This is a genomic window from Microbacterium sp., from assembly GCF_036823965.1.
GTDB lineage: Bacteria > Actinomycetota > Actinomycetes > Actinomycetales > Microbacteriaceae > Microbacterium.
This window is the reverse complement of the sequence record NZ_DAITBE010000003.1, coordinates 12,413-30,352: the sequence shown is the minus strand read 5'-3', so window position 1 is coordinate 30,352 and position 17,940 is coordinate 12,413. Positions and strand designations below refer to the sequence as shown.

Genomic DNA, 17,940 nt, shown 5'->3' with positions numbered 1-17,940 from the left:
GCGCGGTGAGGATGCACGATGAGAGTCAAGCTGACCCTGCGTCGCCCAGCGGCTCCGTTGACCGATGTGGTGGTGATGGCGGACTCGACGGCGACCATCGCCGATGTCGCGCGCCAGATCGCGTCGACCGATCCGCTGCGCAGCATCGCGGCCGCGCCCGCGGACGTGCTCACGTTGGCCGTCGCGCCGCCCACGAGCGATCAGACGACCATGCTCAACCCGGACCTGCTCGTGGGTGACGCGCCTCTCGGCTCCGGCTTCCTCGCGGAGGTCGTCAACGTCGGGCCCAACCGTGCTTCGGTCGGCACCATCGGCGCGCGTCCGGCTGCGCTGCTCAGCGTGGTCTCCGGACCGGCATCCGGACAGGAGTTCCCGCTGCCGATCGGTCACTTCCTGATCGGCCGCGACGCGACGAACGATGTCACGGTCACGGATCCGCTCGTGTCGAAGCGGCACGCCAGGATCGAGGTCGCGCCGACGTTCGTCGAACTGGTCGACCTGAACTCGGCCAACGGCATCCTCGTGGACGGCGGACTCGTGCAGCGCCTCCGTGTGATTCCCGGCCAGCGGTTCACGCTGGGTGACTGCGAGTTCGTCGTGCACCTGGTGAGCGATTTCGACGGCTCGGCCGACGGCGACCCCGTGCTCGAGCGCGGCGGCGCCCTCATGTTCAACCGCAGCCCCCGGGTGGAGGAGCGGTTCAGCGGGCAGGAGCTCGACGAGCCGCGGTACCCCCGCGATCAGGCATCACGACTGTTCCCCTGGCCCATGCTGGTCGCGCCGATCCTGCTCGCGATGACCATGTTCAGCCTGACAGGGCGGCCGGCGTCGCTGTTGATGGCGGCAGCCTCGCCGATGATGATGTTCGGAAACTTCATCTCGCAGAAGACGAACATCGGCCAGCGTCGGCGCAAGGAGGTCGAGTCCTTCGAGGAGCAGTTCGAGCGGCTCGAGGAGAAGCTCTACCACTCGCATCCGAAGGAGCGGGAGGTCCGGCAGAACGAGGTGCCGGCAGTCGCGGTCGTCTTCGACGAGGCGATGCGTCTCGGCCCGCTGCTGTGGACGCGCAGGCCGGAGCACTGGAACTTCCTGTCGGTCCGGCTCGGCGTGTGCGACGACCTCGCCCGCACACGCATCAAGCGGACGGAGACCCCGGAGGCCCTGGTCGAGTACGTCGAGCGCGTCGACCGGCTCGAAGAGCGGTACCGCACGATCACCGGCGTGCCCATCCTGGAGTCCTTGCAGAGCGTCGGGTCGATCGGCGTCGCCGGACCCACCTCGCTCGCGAGCGATGCGCTGCGCGGGATCGCGGTGCAGCTGTTCGGCACGCACTCCCCGAACGAGCTCGTCACTGTCGCGCTCACGGAACCGGGCTGGGCGAACGAGCTGGATTGGCTCAAGTGGCTGCCGCACACCTCGAGTGAGCGCAACCCGTTCAAGGACATGCCGCTCGCCGACTCCGCGTCCACCGGCACGGCACTCCTCAGCGGCCTCGAGGAGATCGTGCTGCGACGCTCACGCGAGTCGAAGTCCGCGCGCCCTCCGTACGGGGCCGACTGGGATCCGATGCGCTACGGCACCGACGTCAAGCGCGCAGCCGAGGACGCCACCTTCCCCGGTCAGACGGCCGTCGTGGTCATCGTGACGAACGACGCTCCCGTCGACCGCGCACGCTTGACCCAGATCCTGGAGCGCGGCGCAGACGTCGGCGTCTACGCCCTCTTCGTGGCTCCAGTCGTCGAGGCGCTGCCGGCGGCGTGCCGCACATTCGTCGATGTCAGCAAGGGGCTCGAGGACGCCAGGGTCGGCACCGTGCGGAGCGGCGTCGACTATCAGGGCGCGCAGGTCGAGGGCGTCTCGCACGCGTACATGATGATGTTCGCCAAGCGGCTCGCGCCGGTGGTCGACTCGAGCACCGTGATCGAGGATGCATCCGACATCCCGAACTCCGTCAGCTTCCTCTCCCTCGTGGGGACCGAGATCGCCGAGGACGCGAACGCGGTCATCGATCGGTGGCGGCAGAACAACACGATCATCGATCGCTCCGGTGCCCCGCAGTCGCGGCTCAAGAAAGCCGGCAACCTGCGCGCCATCATCGGCCAGTCGCAGACCGATGCCATGACCCTCGACCTGCGCCTGCAGGGCCCGCACGCGTTGGTCGGCGGCACGACCGGTGCGGGAAAGAGCGAGTTCCTGCAGGCCTGGGTGCTCGGTATGGCCGCGGCGCACAGCCCCGACCGCGTCACGTTCCTCTTCGTCGACTACAAGGGCGGCTCCGCCTTCGCCGACTGCGTCGACCTGCCGCACACGGTCGGGCTGGTCACCGACCTGAGCCCGCACCTCGTCCGGCGCGCGCTCACGAGCCTTCGGGCCGAACTCCACCACCGTGAGCATCTCTTCAACCGCAAGAAGGCGAAGGACCTGCTCGAACTCGAGAAGCGTCGTGACCCTGAGACGCCCCCGGCACTCGTGCTCGTGATCGACGAGTTCGCCGCGCTCGCCGGAGAAGTGCCCGAGTTCGTGGACGGCGTCGTCGACATCGCACAGCGGGGTCGTTCCCTCGGCATCCATCTGATCATGGCGACCCAGCGCCCAGCCGGCGTCATCAAGGACAACCTCCGCGCGAACACCAACCTGCGCGTCGCGCTGCGCATGGCCGACGAGTCGGATTCCAAGGATGTCGTGGACGACCCGGTGGCGGCGACGTTCTCGCCCTCGCTGCCCGGCCGTGGCATCGCCAAGACCGGACCCGGGCGTCTCGTCCCGTTCCAGTCGGCCTACGCCGGCGGCTGGACCACCGAAGAGGCGCAGGTCGCCGAGGTCAAGGTCGCAGAGCTCCGCTTCGGCTCCATCCAGACCTGGGAGGCCGAGCAGGCCCCGGAGTCCGATTCGCATGACGAGGACCTCGGACCGAACGACCAGAAGCGCATCGTCGCGACCCTGGTGACCGCTGCACGTCAGGCGCGCATCCCGGCTCCGCGTCGACCATGGCTCGACGACCTCGAGGGCGCCGTCGACATCCGCGACCTGCCGGTGCTCGGCGATGGCCAGGTGCTGCTCGGCAAGATGGACGTCCCGGAGCGACAGCTCCAGGAGCCGGCGTACTTCCACCCGGACAAGGACGGCTCCCTGCTCGTCTACGGCACGAGCGGATCGGGCAAGTCGACGGTGCTGCGCACGATCGCGATCGCGGCCGGCTTCGACCCCGCGCACTCGAACGTCGAAGTGTACGGGCTCGATTTCGGATCGGGTTCGCTGAAGAGCCTGGAGGTGCTGCCGCACGTCGGCTCGGTCATCTCCGGGGACGACTCAGAGCGCGTGCAGCGCGTGCTCCGCTCCCTCGCGAAGGTGCTCGACGATCGGGGCAAGCGCTTCAGCGCGGCCAACGCCTCGAGCCTCACCGAGTACCGGGAGATCACCGGCAAGGACGAGGCGCGCATCCTCTTCCTCATCGACGGCTTCCCGCAGTTCCGTGCGGAGTGGGAGTCCACCACGGCGCGGATGCCGTTCTACCAGACATTCATGCGCATCCTCGGCGAGGGGCGTCCGCTCGGCGTGCACGTGATCGCGAGTGCCGACAGGTCGGGGTCCGTCCCCACCGCCGTCAGCGCGAACGTCTCCCGGCGTGTGGTGCTGCGTCTCTCGGACGAGTCCGGCTACGCGATGCTCAACGCTCCGAAGGATGTGCTGGACGAGCGTTCAGCGCCCGGTCGAGCGATCGTCGACGGCCGGGAGACCCAGATCGCGACACTCGGCGGCACCCCCAACGTCGCCGAGCAGACCAAGCTCCTCGAGCGGCTCGCCGAGGGACTGCGCACCGCCGGTGCGAGGGAGGTGCCGGAGATCGGCGCCCTGCCGACTCGGCTGTCGCTGCGGGAGCTGCCCGATCGCCTCGGCGATTTCCCGGTGCTCGGCGTCGCGGAGGACACGCTGGCCGCCAGGGACTTCGACCCGGTCGGCACGTTCGTCGTCGCGGGGCCTCCGGCGTCCGGCAAGACCAACGCGCTGAAGGCGATCATCACCTCGATGCGCCGACTCGATCCGCAGATCAAGCTCTTCCATTTCGGCGGCCGGCGTGCGCAGCTCAAGGACTACGTCGAGTGGACTCGCAGTGCGGTGACTCCGGAGGATGCCAAGGAATTGGCCAAGGAGATCGCCGAGATCGCCGCCGCAGAGACCGTGGGCGTGCGACTGCTCATCGTCGTCGAGGATGTCCCGCAGTTCGCCGACAGCCCTGCCGAGCGCGAGATGAAGGCGCTGTTCCAGGCCATCAACCGCAGCGACCACCTGCTCATCGGCGATGCCGACGTGACCCAGGTGACCAGCGGGTTCGGGTTCATCGCGGACTTCAAGGCGGGCCGCAAGGGCATCATCCTCAAGCCGGACGCCTTCGACGGCGATGCGGTGTTCAAGGTGCCGTTCCCGAAGGTCAAGCGCACCGACTTCCCCGAGGGCAGAGGCATCTTCGTGCAGGCAGGGCGTCAGGTGACGGTGCAGATGCCGTTGGTGGATGCCGCGGCGCAGGCGTGATCGATGGGGAGTTGTCCCCATCGACAGAGGTCGGCGCGTTTCCGTAGTGTGAGTGATGTCGGACCGGAGGGGTCCGGATTCTCGACGAACGAATGAAGGAGTTGACGATGGCTGATTTCGGAGCATCGTATGCAGAGATGGAGCAGGTGGCGTCGTCGCTGTCGCAGGCTCGTGATGACATTCAGGGTCAGCTGGACACGCTGAAGGGTCAGGTCGACACGCTGCTGGGTGACGACTTCAAGACGCAGCACGCGTCCGGCAAGTTCGGTGAGGGATACACCGAGCTGACCACGGGTCTGAAGACGGCTGTGGATGGCATCAACGACATGTCCGAGTCGCTGCTCGGCATGATGCGCGCGATCCAGGACCTGGACCAGCAGCTCGCAGGCAGCTGAACCGGCGCATCGGTTTCGCAGAGAGGGTCGACCATGACGGTCGGCCCTCTCTGGCGTGTACGGCCCTCTACGCTGGGAGCATGAGTGCGTCTGATGCTGTCGATGAGTTCGAGCGCGGGGTCCTCGAGTCGAACGCCCCGCTCGCTTCCCTGCATGCGGCCTCGGCCGCGGCGGGGGAGCTGCGCATGCGTGAGTTGTCCGCGCGAATCGCCTTCCCGTCCTGGCCGGGGGCGACGTCGGCATCCGCGTTGAAGCGCGCTGCGCAGGAGGCGGAGATCACGGCGGTGCTCGACGAGTACGCGGCGTCGGCCCGCGAGCTCATCCGACCTGCCGACCAGGAGCGGTGGGAGGCGTTGGTCGCGGAGGCCCAGCGAAGGAGCGGCGAGGGGCTGCTCGCCGATGAGCTCGGGCGAAGCGCCGTCGGTGCGTCGCTGCTGCGCGAGAAGCTGGGCGGGCGTCCGCATCGCTCACAGCAGCGCGGCGGCATCGACTGCGCCTGCGGCTACGCGATCGACGGCATCCTTCCGAAGGTCCTGTGCCCGGAGTGCGGCGACGTGCTGCTACGGCGTTGGGTGGCCGAGGAGCGTCGGCTGCTTCGGGGACTCCCCTCCTACGCCGAAGCGGTCACGCAGGCCATCGAGGTGACCGCCCAGAAGCAGGCCAAGGTCTACGAGCGCCGTGGTGATCACCTCGCGTCGGAGGCGAGCGCACAGCGCAGGGCAGGCGGGCGTCGGCTCGCCGGTCTCCGCCGCAGGCATCGCGCGGACCTCGCGGCGCTGGATCTGCGGCGCTGGTCGAGTTTCATCGAGCCGCTCGCACGCGAGGCTCGTACGGGGGTGCGGACGACGGCCGCGAAGGCCGCGAAGCGGGGCCTCGGCGCTGCTGCGCTCACAGAACTCTCGCTCCTGTCCGACGCCGCCGCGATCAGGGTGGCGAGCCGCATCCTGGAGAAGCGGAACAACGGCGGCGGCTAGCGATCGGGCGACGGAGCGCGGATGGGGAGTAGTCCCCATCGCGTCCCGCGGATCTTCCCAGTAACGTCGAAGCGTCCGGGAACGAAGGAGGGGGCCATGGCAGGCGAACGCATGCTCGTGCCGATCAGTGATCTGAGCATCACCAGCGAGAAGCTCACGGCGATCGTCGCTGAGCTGGAGTCCGCTGGTGCGAAGCAGGACGACGTCGAGGAAGCCGTCGGCAAGCCGTACGGCGATGGTCGTCTGAAGGATCGCTGCCACGACTTCGAGGGCAGTTGGAACGACAGTCGCGACAAGCTGCTGACCAAGCTCAAAGAGGTGGCCGACCGCGTCAAGGGCACGGTCGACGAGGTCACGAGCCTGGACACCGAGATCGCGTCGTCGATGGAACAGTCCGGTTCGGGTTCCGCACCGGCACCCGGCAATCAGCCGGCCGCGGTCTAAGGGGAGAAGCGCATGCAGACCAGCAAAGGACGCGATGTCGAGGTCGTCCCCGGCGATGCCGTGGCGATCGCCGATCGTGGATCGAAGATCAAGGAACTCGGCGACAGCATGGTCAGTGCTGCCGCGACCCTCAAGGACATCAAGGACGGGTCCATCGACGGCGAAGGCTACGCGATGGACAAGATCAAGGATGTCGTCGGCGACGTCCACAAGGACCTCGATGAGGCGGGCCGCCGGTACAAGCCGGCCGGCACCACGCTGAGCAACTACGCGACCGCGCTGGAGACGGCCCAGAGCCGCATGCGCACGATCGTGTCGGACTGCCAGACGAGCCTCACCGAGCTGCAGACCGCGCAGTCGAACGCGGCGGACGCCGCCGATGCGCTGCAGGCGCACAACAACTCCACGCGCCTGAACCCGCCGGAGCCCGAGGACGCGTCCGCGAACACGACGGCCGGCACGAACCTCGCGAATGCGGCGTCCGGCGCTGCCTCGTCGCTGACGACCGCCGAGACGACGCACAACGACAACCTCGACGCGTTCGACGGCGAGTACGACACCTGGCACACGGCCTACGAGACCGCAGTGTCCGGGCTGAGCGACGCGAACGAGATCGGCGAGGACTCCAGATGGGAGAACATCGCCGGCGTCCTCGCAGTCATCGCCGAGTGGGTGAGCTGGATCGGGCTCGCGATCGCGGTGCTCGGGCTGATCATCGGCGGGCCGTTCTTCGCGATCGCCGCCCTGGTGGTCGGCGTGATCGCGCTCGCGCTCACGGTCGCCCTGATGTTCGACGGGCGAAAGGGCTGGGGGGATCTGGCGATGTCCATCATCGGCATCCTGCCCATCGGCAAGCTCGGACAGGGATTCGGCAAGTTCTTCAAGGCGATCCCGAAGCAGCTCACGGGCCCACTCGGTCAGATCCGGAACATCCGCAACATCTCGGCGCTGCCGAAGGGCGGGTGGAAGGCGGCCAGCAAGGTGAACTTCGCCGACTTCGTGACCAAGGTGTCCAAGACCCGCATGACGGGACCGTTCTCGCTCGCGGGGCTCGGACAGCGGTTCCTCGGCGGTGCGAACCGCTCGTTCACGGTCGCATTCCAGGATGCGGCGGCCGCGGGCACCGGATACGGCAACCGGCTCATCAACCAGCTGCCCGATGCGCTCCAGAGCCTCGCGAAGTCTCCGGCGCCGGACCTCTTCGAGCAGGCGTACAACGTCTACAAGTGGGCGGACAAGGGCGTCGCGCTGGCCGGCGGAAGCCCATCCGGTGGGCTGTCGCCCGCTGGGATGGTCAACGGTCTCACCCGATGAGCCCGCTTCCGGTCTCCATCGGTGGCGCGAGCTGGGATTTCGCGTACGACTCCGAGTGGTTCATCCCGTTGCCGTCTCCCGAGGAGCTGCAGCGCGAGCCACTCGCCGGACAGCAGTGGGTGGCCGCCGCGGTCGGCCACTATGCGGAGCGCACCGAGCTCACCGACGGTGATCGCGAGGCGCTCGCGCTCACGGCGCAGGGGCTGCTCGGCGTCGCCGGGAACGCCGCGAGCCAGCTCTGGTTCGTGCCGCGCGGGATCTACAGCGACATCCTGATCGAGGTGACGGTCGCCGCGGCGGACGCCCTCGACACCCAGGCGGTCCTCGCCGAGATCGCCACGCTTCCCGACTCGACTGCCTCCGAGCTGACCGCGCTCGAGACCGACACCCACGGCAAGGGCTTCCTGCTGCGTCGCACGTCTGCGGTGATGGTCGAGGACGAGGCCCGGCCGATCGCGAATTGGACGGTGATGCTGCGCAAGGGAGAATGGGCGATCATGATCGAGGCGATGGGTTCGACGCTCGAACCGTTCGCCCTGATGGAAGGGCAGATCCCCAAGATCATCGCCGGCATCACCCTGCCGACCGGTGTGCCTGCGTGATCAGCGACCGCACGATCGATACGAGGAGTGCTGCCAGATGAGTGAGATGAACGACCTCGGCGTGGAGTTCCGCTACGGCATCCCTCCGTTCCGGCTGGTGCTCCCTCCCGGTTGGGCGACGCATCTGCCGACCAACGCCGGGCAGCAGGAGGACGTGCGCAAGGCCAGCGCGATCTTCATGCAGGCCGGCCGTCCTGACCTCGACGCGGAGTTCCGCAGCATGATGGCGCAGGCGAATCAGGGCATGCGCCGTACGAAGGTGTTCGCGATCTTCCGGCAGGAGGACGTGCCGCTCGAGGAGCTCCTTCCCCTCTCGATCACGGCGTCCGCGCTCGACGCTCCGGACGCGGAGAACCTGGACGCCTGGGTGACCGAGGCGTTCCGGATCCGCGGTGCGGTCTTCCTCGACGATCACCTGAAGCACATCGTGCGCTGGTCGGCTGAGACCAAGCGTCCGGACGGCGCCTCGGCGATCGACGGGGTCGGCGGGCGCACCGTGACGTACATCATCCCGGTGCCCGGCACACTGCGGCGCAAGGCGCTGGTCTTCACGTCGACGATCGTGATCCCGGACGGCGATGTCATCCCGGCAGATGTGCTGGACGGCATCGAGCTGCTCAGCGACGCCATGATCTCGACATTCGCGTGGGAGCAGCTCGCGGAGGAGCCGGCGGTCCCTGAGACGGCGGACCACGCTGCAACCACCGACAGCTAGGCGCCGGGAGATCGATGGGGACTTGTCCCCATCGACAGGGTCGCCCGGGGGTCCGTAGTGTGGATGTCATCGGGCCGGAGCGGTCCGATCCGATCGATTTCCGGAGGTGTTGACGATGGCCGATTTCGGTGCGTCTTATGCAGAGATGGAGCAGGTGGCGTCGTCGCTGTCGCAGGCTCGTGATGACATTCAGGGTCAGCTGGACACGCTGAAGGGTCAGGTCGACACGCTGCTGGGTGACGACTTCAAGACGCAGCACGCGTCCGGCAAGTTCGGTGAGGGATACACCGAGCTGACCACGGGTCTGAAGACGGCTGTGGATGGCATCAACGACATGTCCGAGTCGCTGCTCGGCATGATGCGCGCGATCCAGGACCTGGACCAGCAGCTCGCAGGCAGCTGAACCACTGCACCGCAGGAAAGGGGCTGACGGAAGACCGTCGGCCCCTTTCTCTTCCACACGTCAGCATTCGTCGGGGGGCGAGCGATGAGCGATGTCGAGATCTTCTACGCCGAACTGAACGACGCGTCCAGTGCGCTCACCACGGCGACGTACGAGGTGCTGCTGGAAGCGGCGAACGTCTACGGCGAGGACACCGGTGTCGAGAATCCCGCGCAGCGCGCAGGGCTCCGTCTCGAGATGCACCGACGCCTGACCGCCCTGCATGACGCGGCCTACGACCGCATCGAAGCGGGCGACGCCCTGGCGGCCGCGATCTCCGCGATCGCGAACGAGTACACCGATCTCGATGCGGAGCTCAGCGGCGGTGACCGCTCATGACACTCACCTCGCCGAACCGCGGCTATCCGCTCGAACGCCTCGAGGGCAACAGCGGGTCGATGTCGTACTGGAGCAGCCTGTTCACACGCGTCGCCGACCGACTCGGCGATCTGCGCACGGCGGTGCAGTCAGCGCATGACCTGCCAGGCCTCGGCCGGGCCGTCACTGCGGTGCGCGCCGATGCGAGCGACCTCTCCGGGTCGCTCCCGGCGGACATCGCGGAGGCGCAGCTGCTCGCCGGGGTCATGCAGCGATACGCCGATGCCTTCGACGCCCATGCGAAGCCCGCGAACGACCTGATCGACGACATCGAGACGGCGCACGCGGAGTGGTCGCGTCTGAACCTGACCGCCGACCACGCCGGTCGGGCGGCGATGTCGGCAGCCTCCGGTGACGACCAGGACAGGATCGACGACACGAACGATGCGGCGACCGCGGCCATCGGTGACCGGGATGCGGCGAAGGAGGCGCTCGACGAGCTCTGGACGCAGTTCGAGGGATACTACGGCGACTGGGACACCGCGTATGCCGCCGCGCTCTCTGAGCTCGCCGGCGGAGGCGGAGTCGTGCTGACCGACGAGGCGCGCGATCTCCTCGACGCGCTGCTCGCGGCCACGAGTCCGGAGGAGATCCACCGGCTGTGGCTGGAGAATCCCGCGCTGCAGCAGGAGATCATCGACAGCCATCCCGAGATCATCGGCAACCTCGACGGCATCCCCTGGGATGTGCGGGCGACGGTGAACGCCGCACGGCTGGACGAACTGCTCGAGACCGAGCCCGAAGGGCCGCATCGAGACGAACTCGAGGCGATCGTGAGAGCGCTGAACACGGGTGGGGTCCCGGTGCCGAACCTCATCAGCTTCGATCCGGACGGCTCGGCGCAGGTGACCGCAGCGATCGCATACGGCGATCTGTCGACGGCGTCCGAGATCAACACGCTCATCCCCGGCATGAAGGGGAACGTCGAGGACCTGCAGTCCTGGGGCGAGTCGGCGAAGGCGCTCAACGCCGCGGTCGGGCCGGGATCCGCCACGGTCGTGTGGTTCGGCTACGACACCCCGGAACTGCTCGAAGAACCCGACATGGCTCGCGCCGAAGACGGTGCTGCTGCGCTGCGTTCCTACCTCCTGGCGGTACGCGCCCTCTCGCCCGAGGCCGACGTGAACGTGATCGCCCACTCCTACGGCTCCACCACCGCTGCGCTCGCGATCGGCTCGCAGCCGGACGGACTCGGCGTCACCTCCTTCATCGCGGTGGGCTCCGCCGGATTCCCGAACGATCCGACCGTGGTCGAGAACCTGACCAACGGCAGGCCGCCGCAGATCTACGCGACGATCTCGGAAGACGACGCCGTCGCCCGGGTCGGTCGTGCCACCGCTCCCGGGCATCCTGTCAGCCCGGAGCGCCTGCCAGGGACTACCGTGTTCGACAGCGATGGTGGCGTGGACGAGTCCGGGGAGAGCCTTCCGTCGGCGACCGGACATGACGCCCTCGGGCCCGGTGCCTATCTGGAGCCGGGATCCGAATCGTTCTACAACGTCTCGGAGATCATCCAGACGGGGCAGCCGGGAACCGAGCGCGGAGGCGAAGGCAGCACGCAGGGATTCTGGGATGCGGACAACTGGTGGATCAGCGATGAGTACGCGCTCATCGACTTCTGAGCGGATGGTGGCGGATGCGCGGTAGGTGGCAGCGCGGACTGATGGCGGCAGCAGCCGTCGGATTGGTGATGACGATGACGAGCTGTGGGACTGCGCCTGAGGGCGACGCGCTGTATCGCGAGGGTGAGAAGCACTACGTCGCGTATGCCACGGTCATGCACCATGTGATCATGGCGGTGCATGAGGGCGAATGGGCCGTGGATCAGGGGTCATTCGGTGCTTCGCCGATTCCCTGCCGCATCGACGGCGAGGTGACGGGCTACACCTTCTCCTGGATGCGCGTGCTCGAACCCGACGAGGAGATCGATGTCGATGCGGTCGTCGCGGCCGCCACCACCGCCTTCGAGGAAGCCGGCCTGGAAGCGAGCACTGCCCGGTTCGGCGAGGGCGATCGTCAAGAGGTGAACGTCATCGGCACCGGAGGCGACGTCGGTCGCGGCGCGGTGACGATCCGGCCCGGCCGGAACCAGATCTCGGCGTCCGCGACCCCGGGCTGCATCCCGGGCGACGCGGCAGCCCTCTCCGACATGGTCTTCGGTGGCGAGCTCGCCTACGAAGGCGCATCGCTGCGTTTCCCCGCGTTCGAGGGGCCGAGTTGGCAGCCGCGCTTCTACTTCCCTGAAGAGGGGAGTCCGGTGTACTCCAACGAAGACGGCACGCCCGTCGAACCCCAGCCGACGACGACCGATTTCCCCGAAGCCCCCTACGGCGGTTGACGGAGACGAGCAGCCGTGAGGCTCAGTGCGCGGCCGTGGCGTCGGCCAGGTGCCTCGCGTTGTGATTCAGCACCTTGACGATGATGCCGTGGCGGCGCAGGTCCGAGACGGTTCGCGCGCCTTCCTCGGCGTCGCGGCCGAGGGCGTTGATGTTCGCGACGACGACGACATCGCCCTCGCGCAGCGTCGAGATGAGGCGCGTGAGCCGATCGCTCCAGCTCTCCAGGATGTCGGGCGCCGGATGACGGAAGCCCTCGATCGGCACACCGAAGCGGGTGAGGTCATCGCGCTGTTCGACGACCGACGGCATCCCTTCGCGGGCGACGACGAGGCCGACCAGACGTGAACCGTCGGGTCGCGCGATCCAGAAGTTGCGGTTCTGCTGCAGTTCGGTGAAGCACTTGGGGCACTGCGCAGCGTCGTGCGGCAGGTGCAACGGGCTGGTCAGGGCATCATCGACGGATGCTGTCGCCTTCATGGGATCGATCGTCTCGCTCATCGCGCACCTCCGTCTCCATTCTGCCCTGTCCGGAGCCGCGCTGCGAGCGCTCTCACAGCAGGCCGAGCTCCCGCACGGTCTCCCGCTCCTCGAGCAGCTCGGCCACCGAGGCGTCGATGCGCTGCCGAGCCCACTCGCTCACCTCGAGCCCCTCGACGATCCGCCACTCGCCGTCGACCGAGGTCACCGGGAACGAGGAGATGAGTCCCTCCGGCACGCCGTACTCGCCGTGCGAGACGACGGCAGCCGAGGTCCAGTCGTCCGTTCCCCGCACCCAGTCGCGCACGTGCTCGATCGTCGCATTCGCGGCGGATGCCACGGACGACGACCCTCGGACCTGGATGATCTCCGCGCCGCGCTTGGCGACCCGCGGGATGAAGATGCTGTCGAGCCAATCCGGGACGTCGTCGACGAACGCGCGCAGCGCCTCCATGACCGGTGCGCCCCCGACGGTCGCATGGGAGACATCGGGGAACTGCGTCGCGGAGTGGTTTCCCCAGATCGGCACCCGGCTGATCGTGGCGACGGGCACGCCGAGGATCTGCGCGAGCTGGGCCCGAGCTCGGTTCTCGTCGAGCCGGGTGAGGGCGCTGAAGCGCTCGGCCGGGACGCCGTCGGCGGATGCCGCCGCGATCAGTGCGTTCGTGTTCGCCGGGTTGCCCACGACCGTGACCCGCACGCCGGGTGCCCCGTTCGCCGCGATCGCCGCGCCCTGCGGTCCGAAGATCCCAGCGTTGGCCGCGAGCAGGTCGCCGCGCTCCATGCCGGGTCCGCGCGGTCGTGCGCCGACGAGCAGCGCGAGATCCGTCCCGTCGAAGCCCACGGCGGGGTCGTCCGTCACCTCCACGTGCTCCAGCAGGTCGAAGGCGCCGTCCTGCAGCTCGAGGGCCGCGCCCTCCGCGGCGCCGAGCCCCTGCGGGATCTCCAGCAACCGCAGCCGCACCTTCTCGTCCGGTCCGAGCATGTCTCCTGCCGCGATCCGGAAGAGCAGGGCGTAGCCGATCTGTCCGCCGGCGCCGGTGAGGGTGATCGTGGTCGTCATGCCCCGAGCCTACGACCGATCACAGGTCGGGGTCCGGAGTACTCTCTGTCTCATGACCTTCAATCCCGACGCCGATCTCTCCGGCAACACGACGCGTCGTCGCGGACGCACCGCCGCGATCGCCGGTGGCGGCGCCGTCGGCGTGCTCGGCATCATCGCGCTGATCGCTGGACCGCTGCTCGGCATCGACCTGACTCCGCTGCTCGGCGGTGGCACGCAGCCAGGCGACTCAGGATCGAACGGCGGCTCGGTGATCGAGGGTTGCGCGACCGGGCAGGACGCGAATGAGGACGTCGACTGCCGCATGGCCGGCGCCCAGGTCGCGCTCGATGCGTTCTGGGCCGACAACGTCGAGGGCTATCGCAAGCCGCAGATGGTCGTCGTCGACCAGGCGACCTCCACCCAGTGCGGCACCGCGTCGAACGCGGTGGGTCCGTTCTACTGCCCGCCCGACGAGGGTGTGTACGTCGATCCGACGTTCTTCTCGCTCATGCAGCAGCAGTTCGGCGCATCCGCCGGCAATCTCGCGCAGCTCTACATCGTCGGGCACGAGTGGGGCCACCACATCCAGAACATCACCGGCACCATGACGGAGTATCCGAACAACGGCACCGGACCCGGCAGCAACGGCGTGCGGATGGAGCTGCAGGCCGACTGCTACGCGGGTGCGTGGATCGGACGGATCTCGGAGCAGACGGATGCCGACGGCGACCCGTACCTGGTGAAGCCGACCGAGACCGAGCTGCGGGATGCGCTCGACGCGGCCGCGGCCGTCGGCGATGACCACATCCAGGCGCAGTCCGGCATGGTGAACCCGGAGAGCTGGACGCACGGCTCCAGCGACCAGCGTCAGTACTGGTTCGCGAACGGCTTCCAGAACGGCCTCGACGTGTGCGCGCAGGCGTTCACGCTCAGCGAGGATCAGCTGGGCTGAGCATCGCTGGGCTGAGCGCCGGGCTCAGGCGCGCAGCGCCCGCGCCAGGGTGCGCACCAGTCCGAGCACGCCGCCGGTCGCGCGGAACCGGGTCAGTCCCTCGCTCACGACTGCGCCGGTGCGCGCCGAGACGAACCACGGCGGCTTCGGCAGGATCGTGAATCGGCCGCCGCCGTTCAGGATCGGGAGCGAGCGGGGGAGTGGTCGGAAGGGCCCGCGGATCACGGAGCGCTCGACGTCGTCGAGCAGGAGCGCGTTGTGCACCACGCCGATCCCGCTGCCGACATCCTCGATCGTGCTGCCAGGGAACGCGCCCCAGGTGAGCGTCGGGGTGATGAACCCGAACGCGGTCCAGCCGTTGATCGCGATCGAGCCGTACCTGAGCGACGCGATCGCCCGTTCGAAACCCGCGCCGAGCGAGCGCTCCGTCGCCGGGTGGATCAGCAGATTCGCGCCGAGCGTGCCCTGCAGCTGGTCGTTGGCGTACGCGACGGCGGCATCGAGGAACGTCTGTCCGGTGCCCGCGACCGTGACCACGCCGAGCACCGGCGCGAAGTACTCGGTGCGCTGCAGCGCGGCGGCATCGTCGTCGCTGTCGATCTCGACCAGCACGCGGTCGCCGAGCACGAGCGCATCAGGGTAGTCGTCGGTGGCCCGGTGCACGCGTGCCGGTGCTCCCGGGTACCAGGTCGGCCGCTCGGGGGCGCCGGCGTAGGCGCGGCGGAGCTCGGCGCGGAAGGCGTCGGCCTGCGCCCAGTCGGAGGAGAGGATCACGACCTGCCCTGCGATGCAGTTGTGTCCGCTGTTCTGCAGCCGCATCGTGGCGATGTGCTCAGCGTGATACGTGAGGTCGGCGGCTGACCACTCGCCAGGCACGACGATGATCGGCGAGACGCCGCCGAGCTCAGCCGTGATCGGCTTCTGCAGCAGCGGCCGGTGCTCGTTGCGTCGACGGGTGGTCGCGGCCTTCTGCGCTGCTGAGCCCGTCGAAGCACCCCAGACGATCGTGTCGAAGGTCGCCGCCGAGCCGGTGATGTGCACGTGGTCGATGTCCGGATGGGCGGTCAGGTAGCTGCCGACGGACGGCCCGCCGCGAACGATGCGCACGAACCCCGGCTCGATCAGCGGCGCAAACGCCCGCTTGTAGACGGGCACGAGCGAGTCCTGGGTCGGATTGACCTTGAGCAGCGCGGTGCGGTTGTGCGCGAGCAGTTCGTAGAGCACATCGAGCACCGGGATCGAGGTGATGTTGCCTGCGCCGAGCACGAGGCCGACGCCGCCCGACTCGGTCGGCGTGCGCTGCGCGAGACCCGCTCTGGCCCGCGCCTGGTTCGGGGTCACGCCGGGTTCGAGCCAGACCTCGCCGGTGTAGCCCGAGAGCAGGAAGCTGTCGACGCCCGTGAGCGGGAAGGCATGCACGCGGGTACGACCACCCGGGGCGCGGTCGACCGTGATCCCATCGAGCGGGTTGGTGCCGCTGGCCAGCCGCGAGAGCGTCTCGATCGACGCATCGAGCGCGCCGAGCACGCTGTACGGGCCGCTGAGCCACTCCTCGCCCCGGAGCGGATGCCGCGCATCGAGCCCCTTCGACGCCGCGGCGGTGGTGGCCCAGTCCTCGGCTGCCGCGGTGACACTCGTGCGCACGGCACGGAGCAGGGTGACGCGCTGCGCGAGCGTGAGCGCTGCCCAGGTGCGCGCTCCGACGTGCAGATCGGTGATCGCGGCATCGAGGCGGCCGGTCTCGGCATCCTCGAGCTCTGTCGATGCGGCCGGCGTGGTCACGGAAGTCATCTGCTCTCCTTCGGGCGGGATCCCAGCTTATGCCGCCCCTCTCCGCGCGCGACCTGCACCCCTGCCGAGCGGCCCCCTTGTGTGCGAACCACCCCCTTATCGACGTACAGAAGGGGGTGGCTCGCACAGAGAGGGGCCGCTCGGCGAAGGACAATCACGGGAAGTCAGAACGACGGAGCCGGTAGCGGTGCAGGGGAAGCAGGCTGGCGAGCATCAGGAGGGCGGGAAGGATGCTGAAGCTGAGCACGATGCCGGTGACCGCTGTGCCGGGCTGCGTGACCGTCGCGCCCGCGACCGTGGAGATGTATCCCGTCGCCGCGAGCATGAGCGACACCGTGGTGGCGCCGAGCGCGAAGCCCACGGTCTCGCCGGCGGTCCAGACTCCGGTGAAGGTACCCGCCTGTCCTCGGCTGCTCGTCCGCTCGTCGTGCGAGATCACATCGGGCAGCATCGCCATCGGCAGGGACTGGAGGCCTGCGTAGGCGATGCCGGCGACCGCGATCGAGGCGTACATCCAGGCGTCTGGGTGCCAGACCGCGAGCATGAGGGATGCCGCGGCGACCGCGAAGACGATGCTCGCGATCGTGAACGCACGCTCCTTGCCCAGGCGTCGGGCGATCAGGGTCCAGCCCGGCGTGGCGAGCAGCGCGGGTCCGACCAGCGCCACGAACACCAGTGTCACTGCGTCCTCCGAGCGCAGCACCCAGGTCGCGACGTACTGCGCACCGGCGAGCATCGTGCCGGTCGCGAGGGCCTGCAGCAGGAAGGTGCCGAGCAGCGCCCGGAACGGCTGACTGCGGCGCAGCGCGCGGAAGCCGGAGAGGTACTGCGCGCGGATGCCGACAGGCTCGGCCGCCGGCACCGATGGCGCGGTGGCTGCGGCATCCGCTGTCCTGGAGGCGATCAGCATGCCGATCCCGATCCCGACCCCGGCGATCACGCCCATCAGCAGATACCCGGTCACCTGATCGGAACCGGCCTCGCGGAGCGCCGGTCCACCGGCACCGAACAGCAGGATCGCCGCAGTGAGCACGACCACACGCCAACCGAGCAGTCTGGTGCGCTGGTCGTAGCTCTCGGTCAGTTCAGCCGGCAGCGCAACATACGGCACCTGGAACAGGCTGAACGCGGTCGCGGTGCCGAGGAACGCCAGCAGCACGCAAGCCGCCCCGGCGACCGGTCCCCAGTTCGGGGGGACGGCGAACGTCAGTGCGAAGAACACCGGCAGGGCGAACGCGCCGGTGACCATGAAGCCGCGGCGGGAACCGGTGCGCGCGAGCTGGCGGTCGGAGGCTGCGCCGATCAGGGGATCGATCACGACATCCCAGATCTTCGCCGCGGTCACGATCAGTCCGGCGGCGAGCGCCGCGACACCCAGGTTGTCGGTGAGGAAGTACGTCAGCACCAGCCCTGGCAGCGTCGCATAGCCGCCGGTGCCGACCGAGCCGATCGCGTAGAGCGCGATCGTGCGCGCAGAAAGGCGGACTGATGCCCGCTCTGGCCGAGCCTCGGTGCTCATCGCGCCAGTGTAGCGACGCGATG

Annotated in this window: 16 protein-coding genes; 12 read left to right on the top strand and 4 right to left on the bottom strand. The window is 68.6% G+C overall.

Going from position 1 to position 17,940, the window contains the following annotated elements; all coding sequences use genetic code 11:
* Nucleotides 1-18: 18 nt before the first annotated feature.
* From V7Z82_RS06440 to V7Z82_RS06390, 11 genes are all read left to right on the top strand, one after another.
* A complete protein-coding gene (locus tag V7Z82_RS06440; protein WP_334149229.1) occupies nt 19-4,530 on the top strand; it encodes an FtsK/SpoIIIE domain-containing protein in 4,512 nt (1,503 codons plus the stop codon).
* A 107-nt stretch (nt 4,531-4,637) separates the two neighbouring features.
* Complete coding sequence (locus V7Z82_RS06435; protein WP_052678951.1) at nt 4,638-4,925, top strand: WXG100 family type VII secretion target; 288 nt, start codon at nt 4,638-4,640, stop codon at nt 4,923-4,925.
* Between the two features lie 80 nt (nt 4,926-5,005).
* Nucleotides 5,006-5,899, top strand: a complete 894-nt coding sequence (locus V7Z82_RS06430) for a hypothetical protein (RefSeq protein WP_334149227.1) — start codon at nt 5,006-5,008, stop codon at nt 5,897-5,899.
* A gap of 96 nt (nt 5,900-5,995) precedes the next feature.
* Complete coding sequence (locus tag V7Z82_RS06425) at nt 5,996-6,343, top strand: hypothetical protein (RefSeq protein WP_334149225.1); 348 nt, start codon at nt 5,996-5,998, stop codon at nt 6,341-6,343.
* A 12-nt stretch (nt 6,344-6,355) separates the two neighbouring features.
* Nucleotides 6,356-7,657 (top strand): putative T7SS-secreted protein, encoded by a 1,302-nt coding sequence (locus tag V7Z82_RS06420; protein WP_334149223.1) that lies wholly within the window; start codon nt 6,356-6,358, stop codon nt 7,655-7,657.
* The gene (locus V7Z82_RS06415; protein ID WP_334149221.1) at nt 7,654-8,259 is read left to right on the top strand and encodes a hypothetical protein; all 606 of its coding nucleotides are present in this window, start codon (nt 7,654-7,656) and stop codon (nt 8,257-8,259) included. The genes V7Z82_RS06420 and V7Z82_RS06415 overlap by 4 nt, the downstream gene beginning before the upstream one ends.
* 37 nt (nt 8,260-8,296) lie before the next feature.
* Nucleotides 8,297-8,974: a hypothetical protein gene (locus V7Z82_RS06410; RefSeq protein ID WP_334149218.1), complete on the top strand. Its 678-nt coding sequence runs from the start codon at nt 8,297-8,299 to the stop codon at nt 8,972-8,974.
* A 115-nt stretch (nt 8,975-9,089) separates the two neighbouring features.
* Entirely contained in the window at nt 9,090-9,377 is a 288-nt protein-coding gene (locus V7Z82_RS06405) for a WXG100 family type VII secretion target (protein WP_052678951.1), read from the top strand.
* 84 nt (nt 9,378-9,461) lie between these two features.
* A complete protein-coding gene (locus V7Z82_RS06400; RefSeq protein WP_334149211.1) occupies nt 9,462-9,755 on the top strand; it encodes a hypothetical protein in 294 nt (97 codons plus the stop codon).
* A complete protein-coding gene (locus V7Z82_RS06395) occupies nt 9,752-11,416 on the top strand; it encodes an alpha/beta hydrolase (RefSeq protein ID WP_334149210.1) in 1,665 nt (554 codons plus the stop codon). The genes V7Z82_RS06400 and V7Z82_RS06395 overlap by 4 nt, the downstream gene beginning before the upstream one ends.
* A gap of 14 nt (nt 11,417-11,430) precedes the next feature.
* Nucleotides 11,431-12,132 carry a hypothetical protein gene (locus V7Z82_RS06390; RefSeq protein WP_334149209.1) on the top strand — a complete coding sequence of 234 codons (702 nt, stop codon included), beginning with the start codon at nt 11,431-11,433 and terminating at the stop codon, nt 12,130-12,132.
* A 22-nt stretch (nt 12,133-12,154) separates the two neighbouring features.
* Here V7Z82_RS06390 and V7Z82_RS06385 read toward each other — a convergent pair whose 3' ends face one another.
* Nucleotides 12,155-12,631 carry a recombinase family protein gene (locus V7Z82_RS06385; protein ID WP_334149207.1) on the bottom strand — a complete coding sequence of 159 codons (477 nt, stop codon included), beginning with the start codon at nt 12,629-12,631 and terminating at the stop codon, nt 12,155-12,157.
* Between the two features lie 52 nt (nt 12,632-12,683).
* Nucleotides 12,684-13,673 (bottom strand): malate dehydrogenase, encoded by a 990-nt coding sequence (locus V7Z82_RS06380; protein WP_334149205.1) that lies wholly within the window; start codon nt 13,671-13,673, stop codon nt 12,684-12,686.
* Nucleotides 13,674-13,725: 52 nt separating this feature from the next.
* Between V7Z82_RS06380 and ypfJ the strand changes: the two genes are divergently transcribed.
* Nucleotides 13,726-14,607, top strand: coding sequence for a KPN_02809 family neutral zinc metallopeptidase (gene ypfJ, locus V7Z82_RS06375; protein ID WP_334149203.1), 882 nt, complete (start codon nt 13,726-13,728; stop codon nt 14,605-14,607).
* Between the two features lie 24 nt (nt 14,608-14,631).
* Here ypfJ and V7Z82_RS06370 read toward each other — a convergent pair whose 3' ends face one another.
* Together V7Z82_RS06370 and V7Z82_RS06365 are read right to left on the bottom strand one after the other, a co-directional pair.
* Nucleotides 14,632-16,398, bottom strand: a complete 1,767-nt coding sequence (locus tag V7Z82_RS06370) for an aldehyde dehydrogenase family protein (protein ID WP_334149201.1) — start codon at nt 16,396-16,398, stop codon at nt 14,632-14,634.
* 154 nt (nt 16,399-16,552) lie between these two features.
* The gene (locus V7Z82_RS06365) at nt 16,553-17,917 is read right to left on the bottom strand and encodes an MFS transporter (protein WP_334149199.1); all 1,365 of its coding nucleotides are present in this window, start codon (nt 17,915-17,917) and stop codon (nt 16,553-16,555) included.
* Nucleotides 17,918-17,940 lie beyond the last annotated feature (23 nt).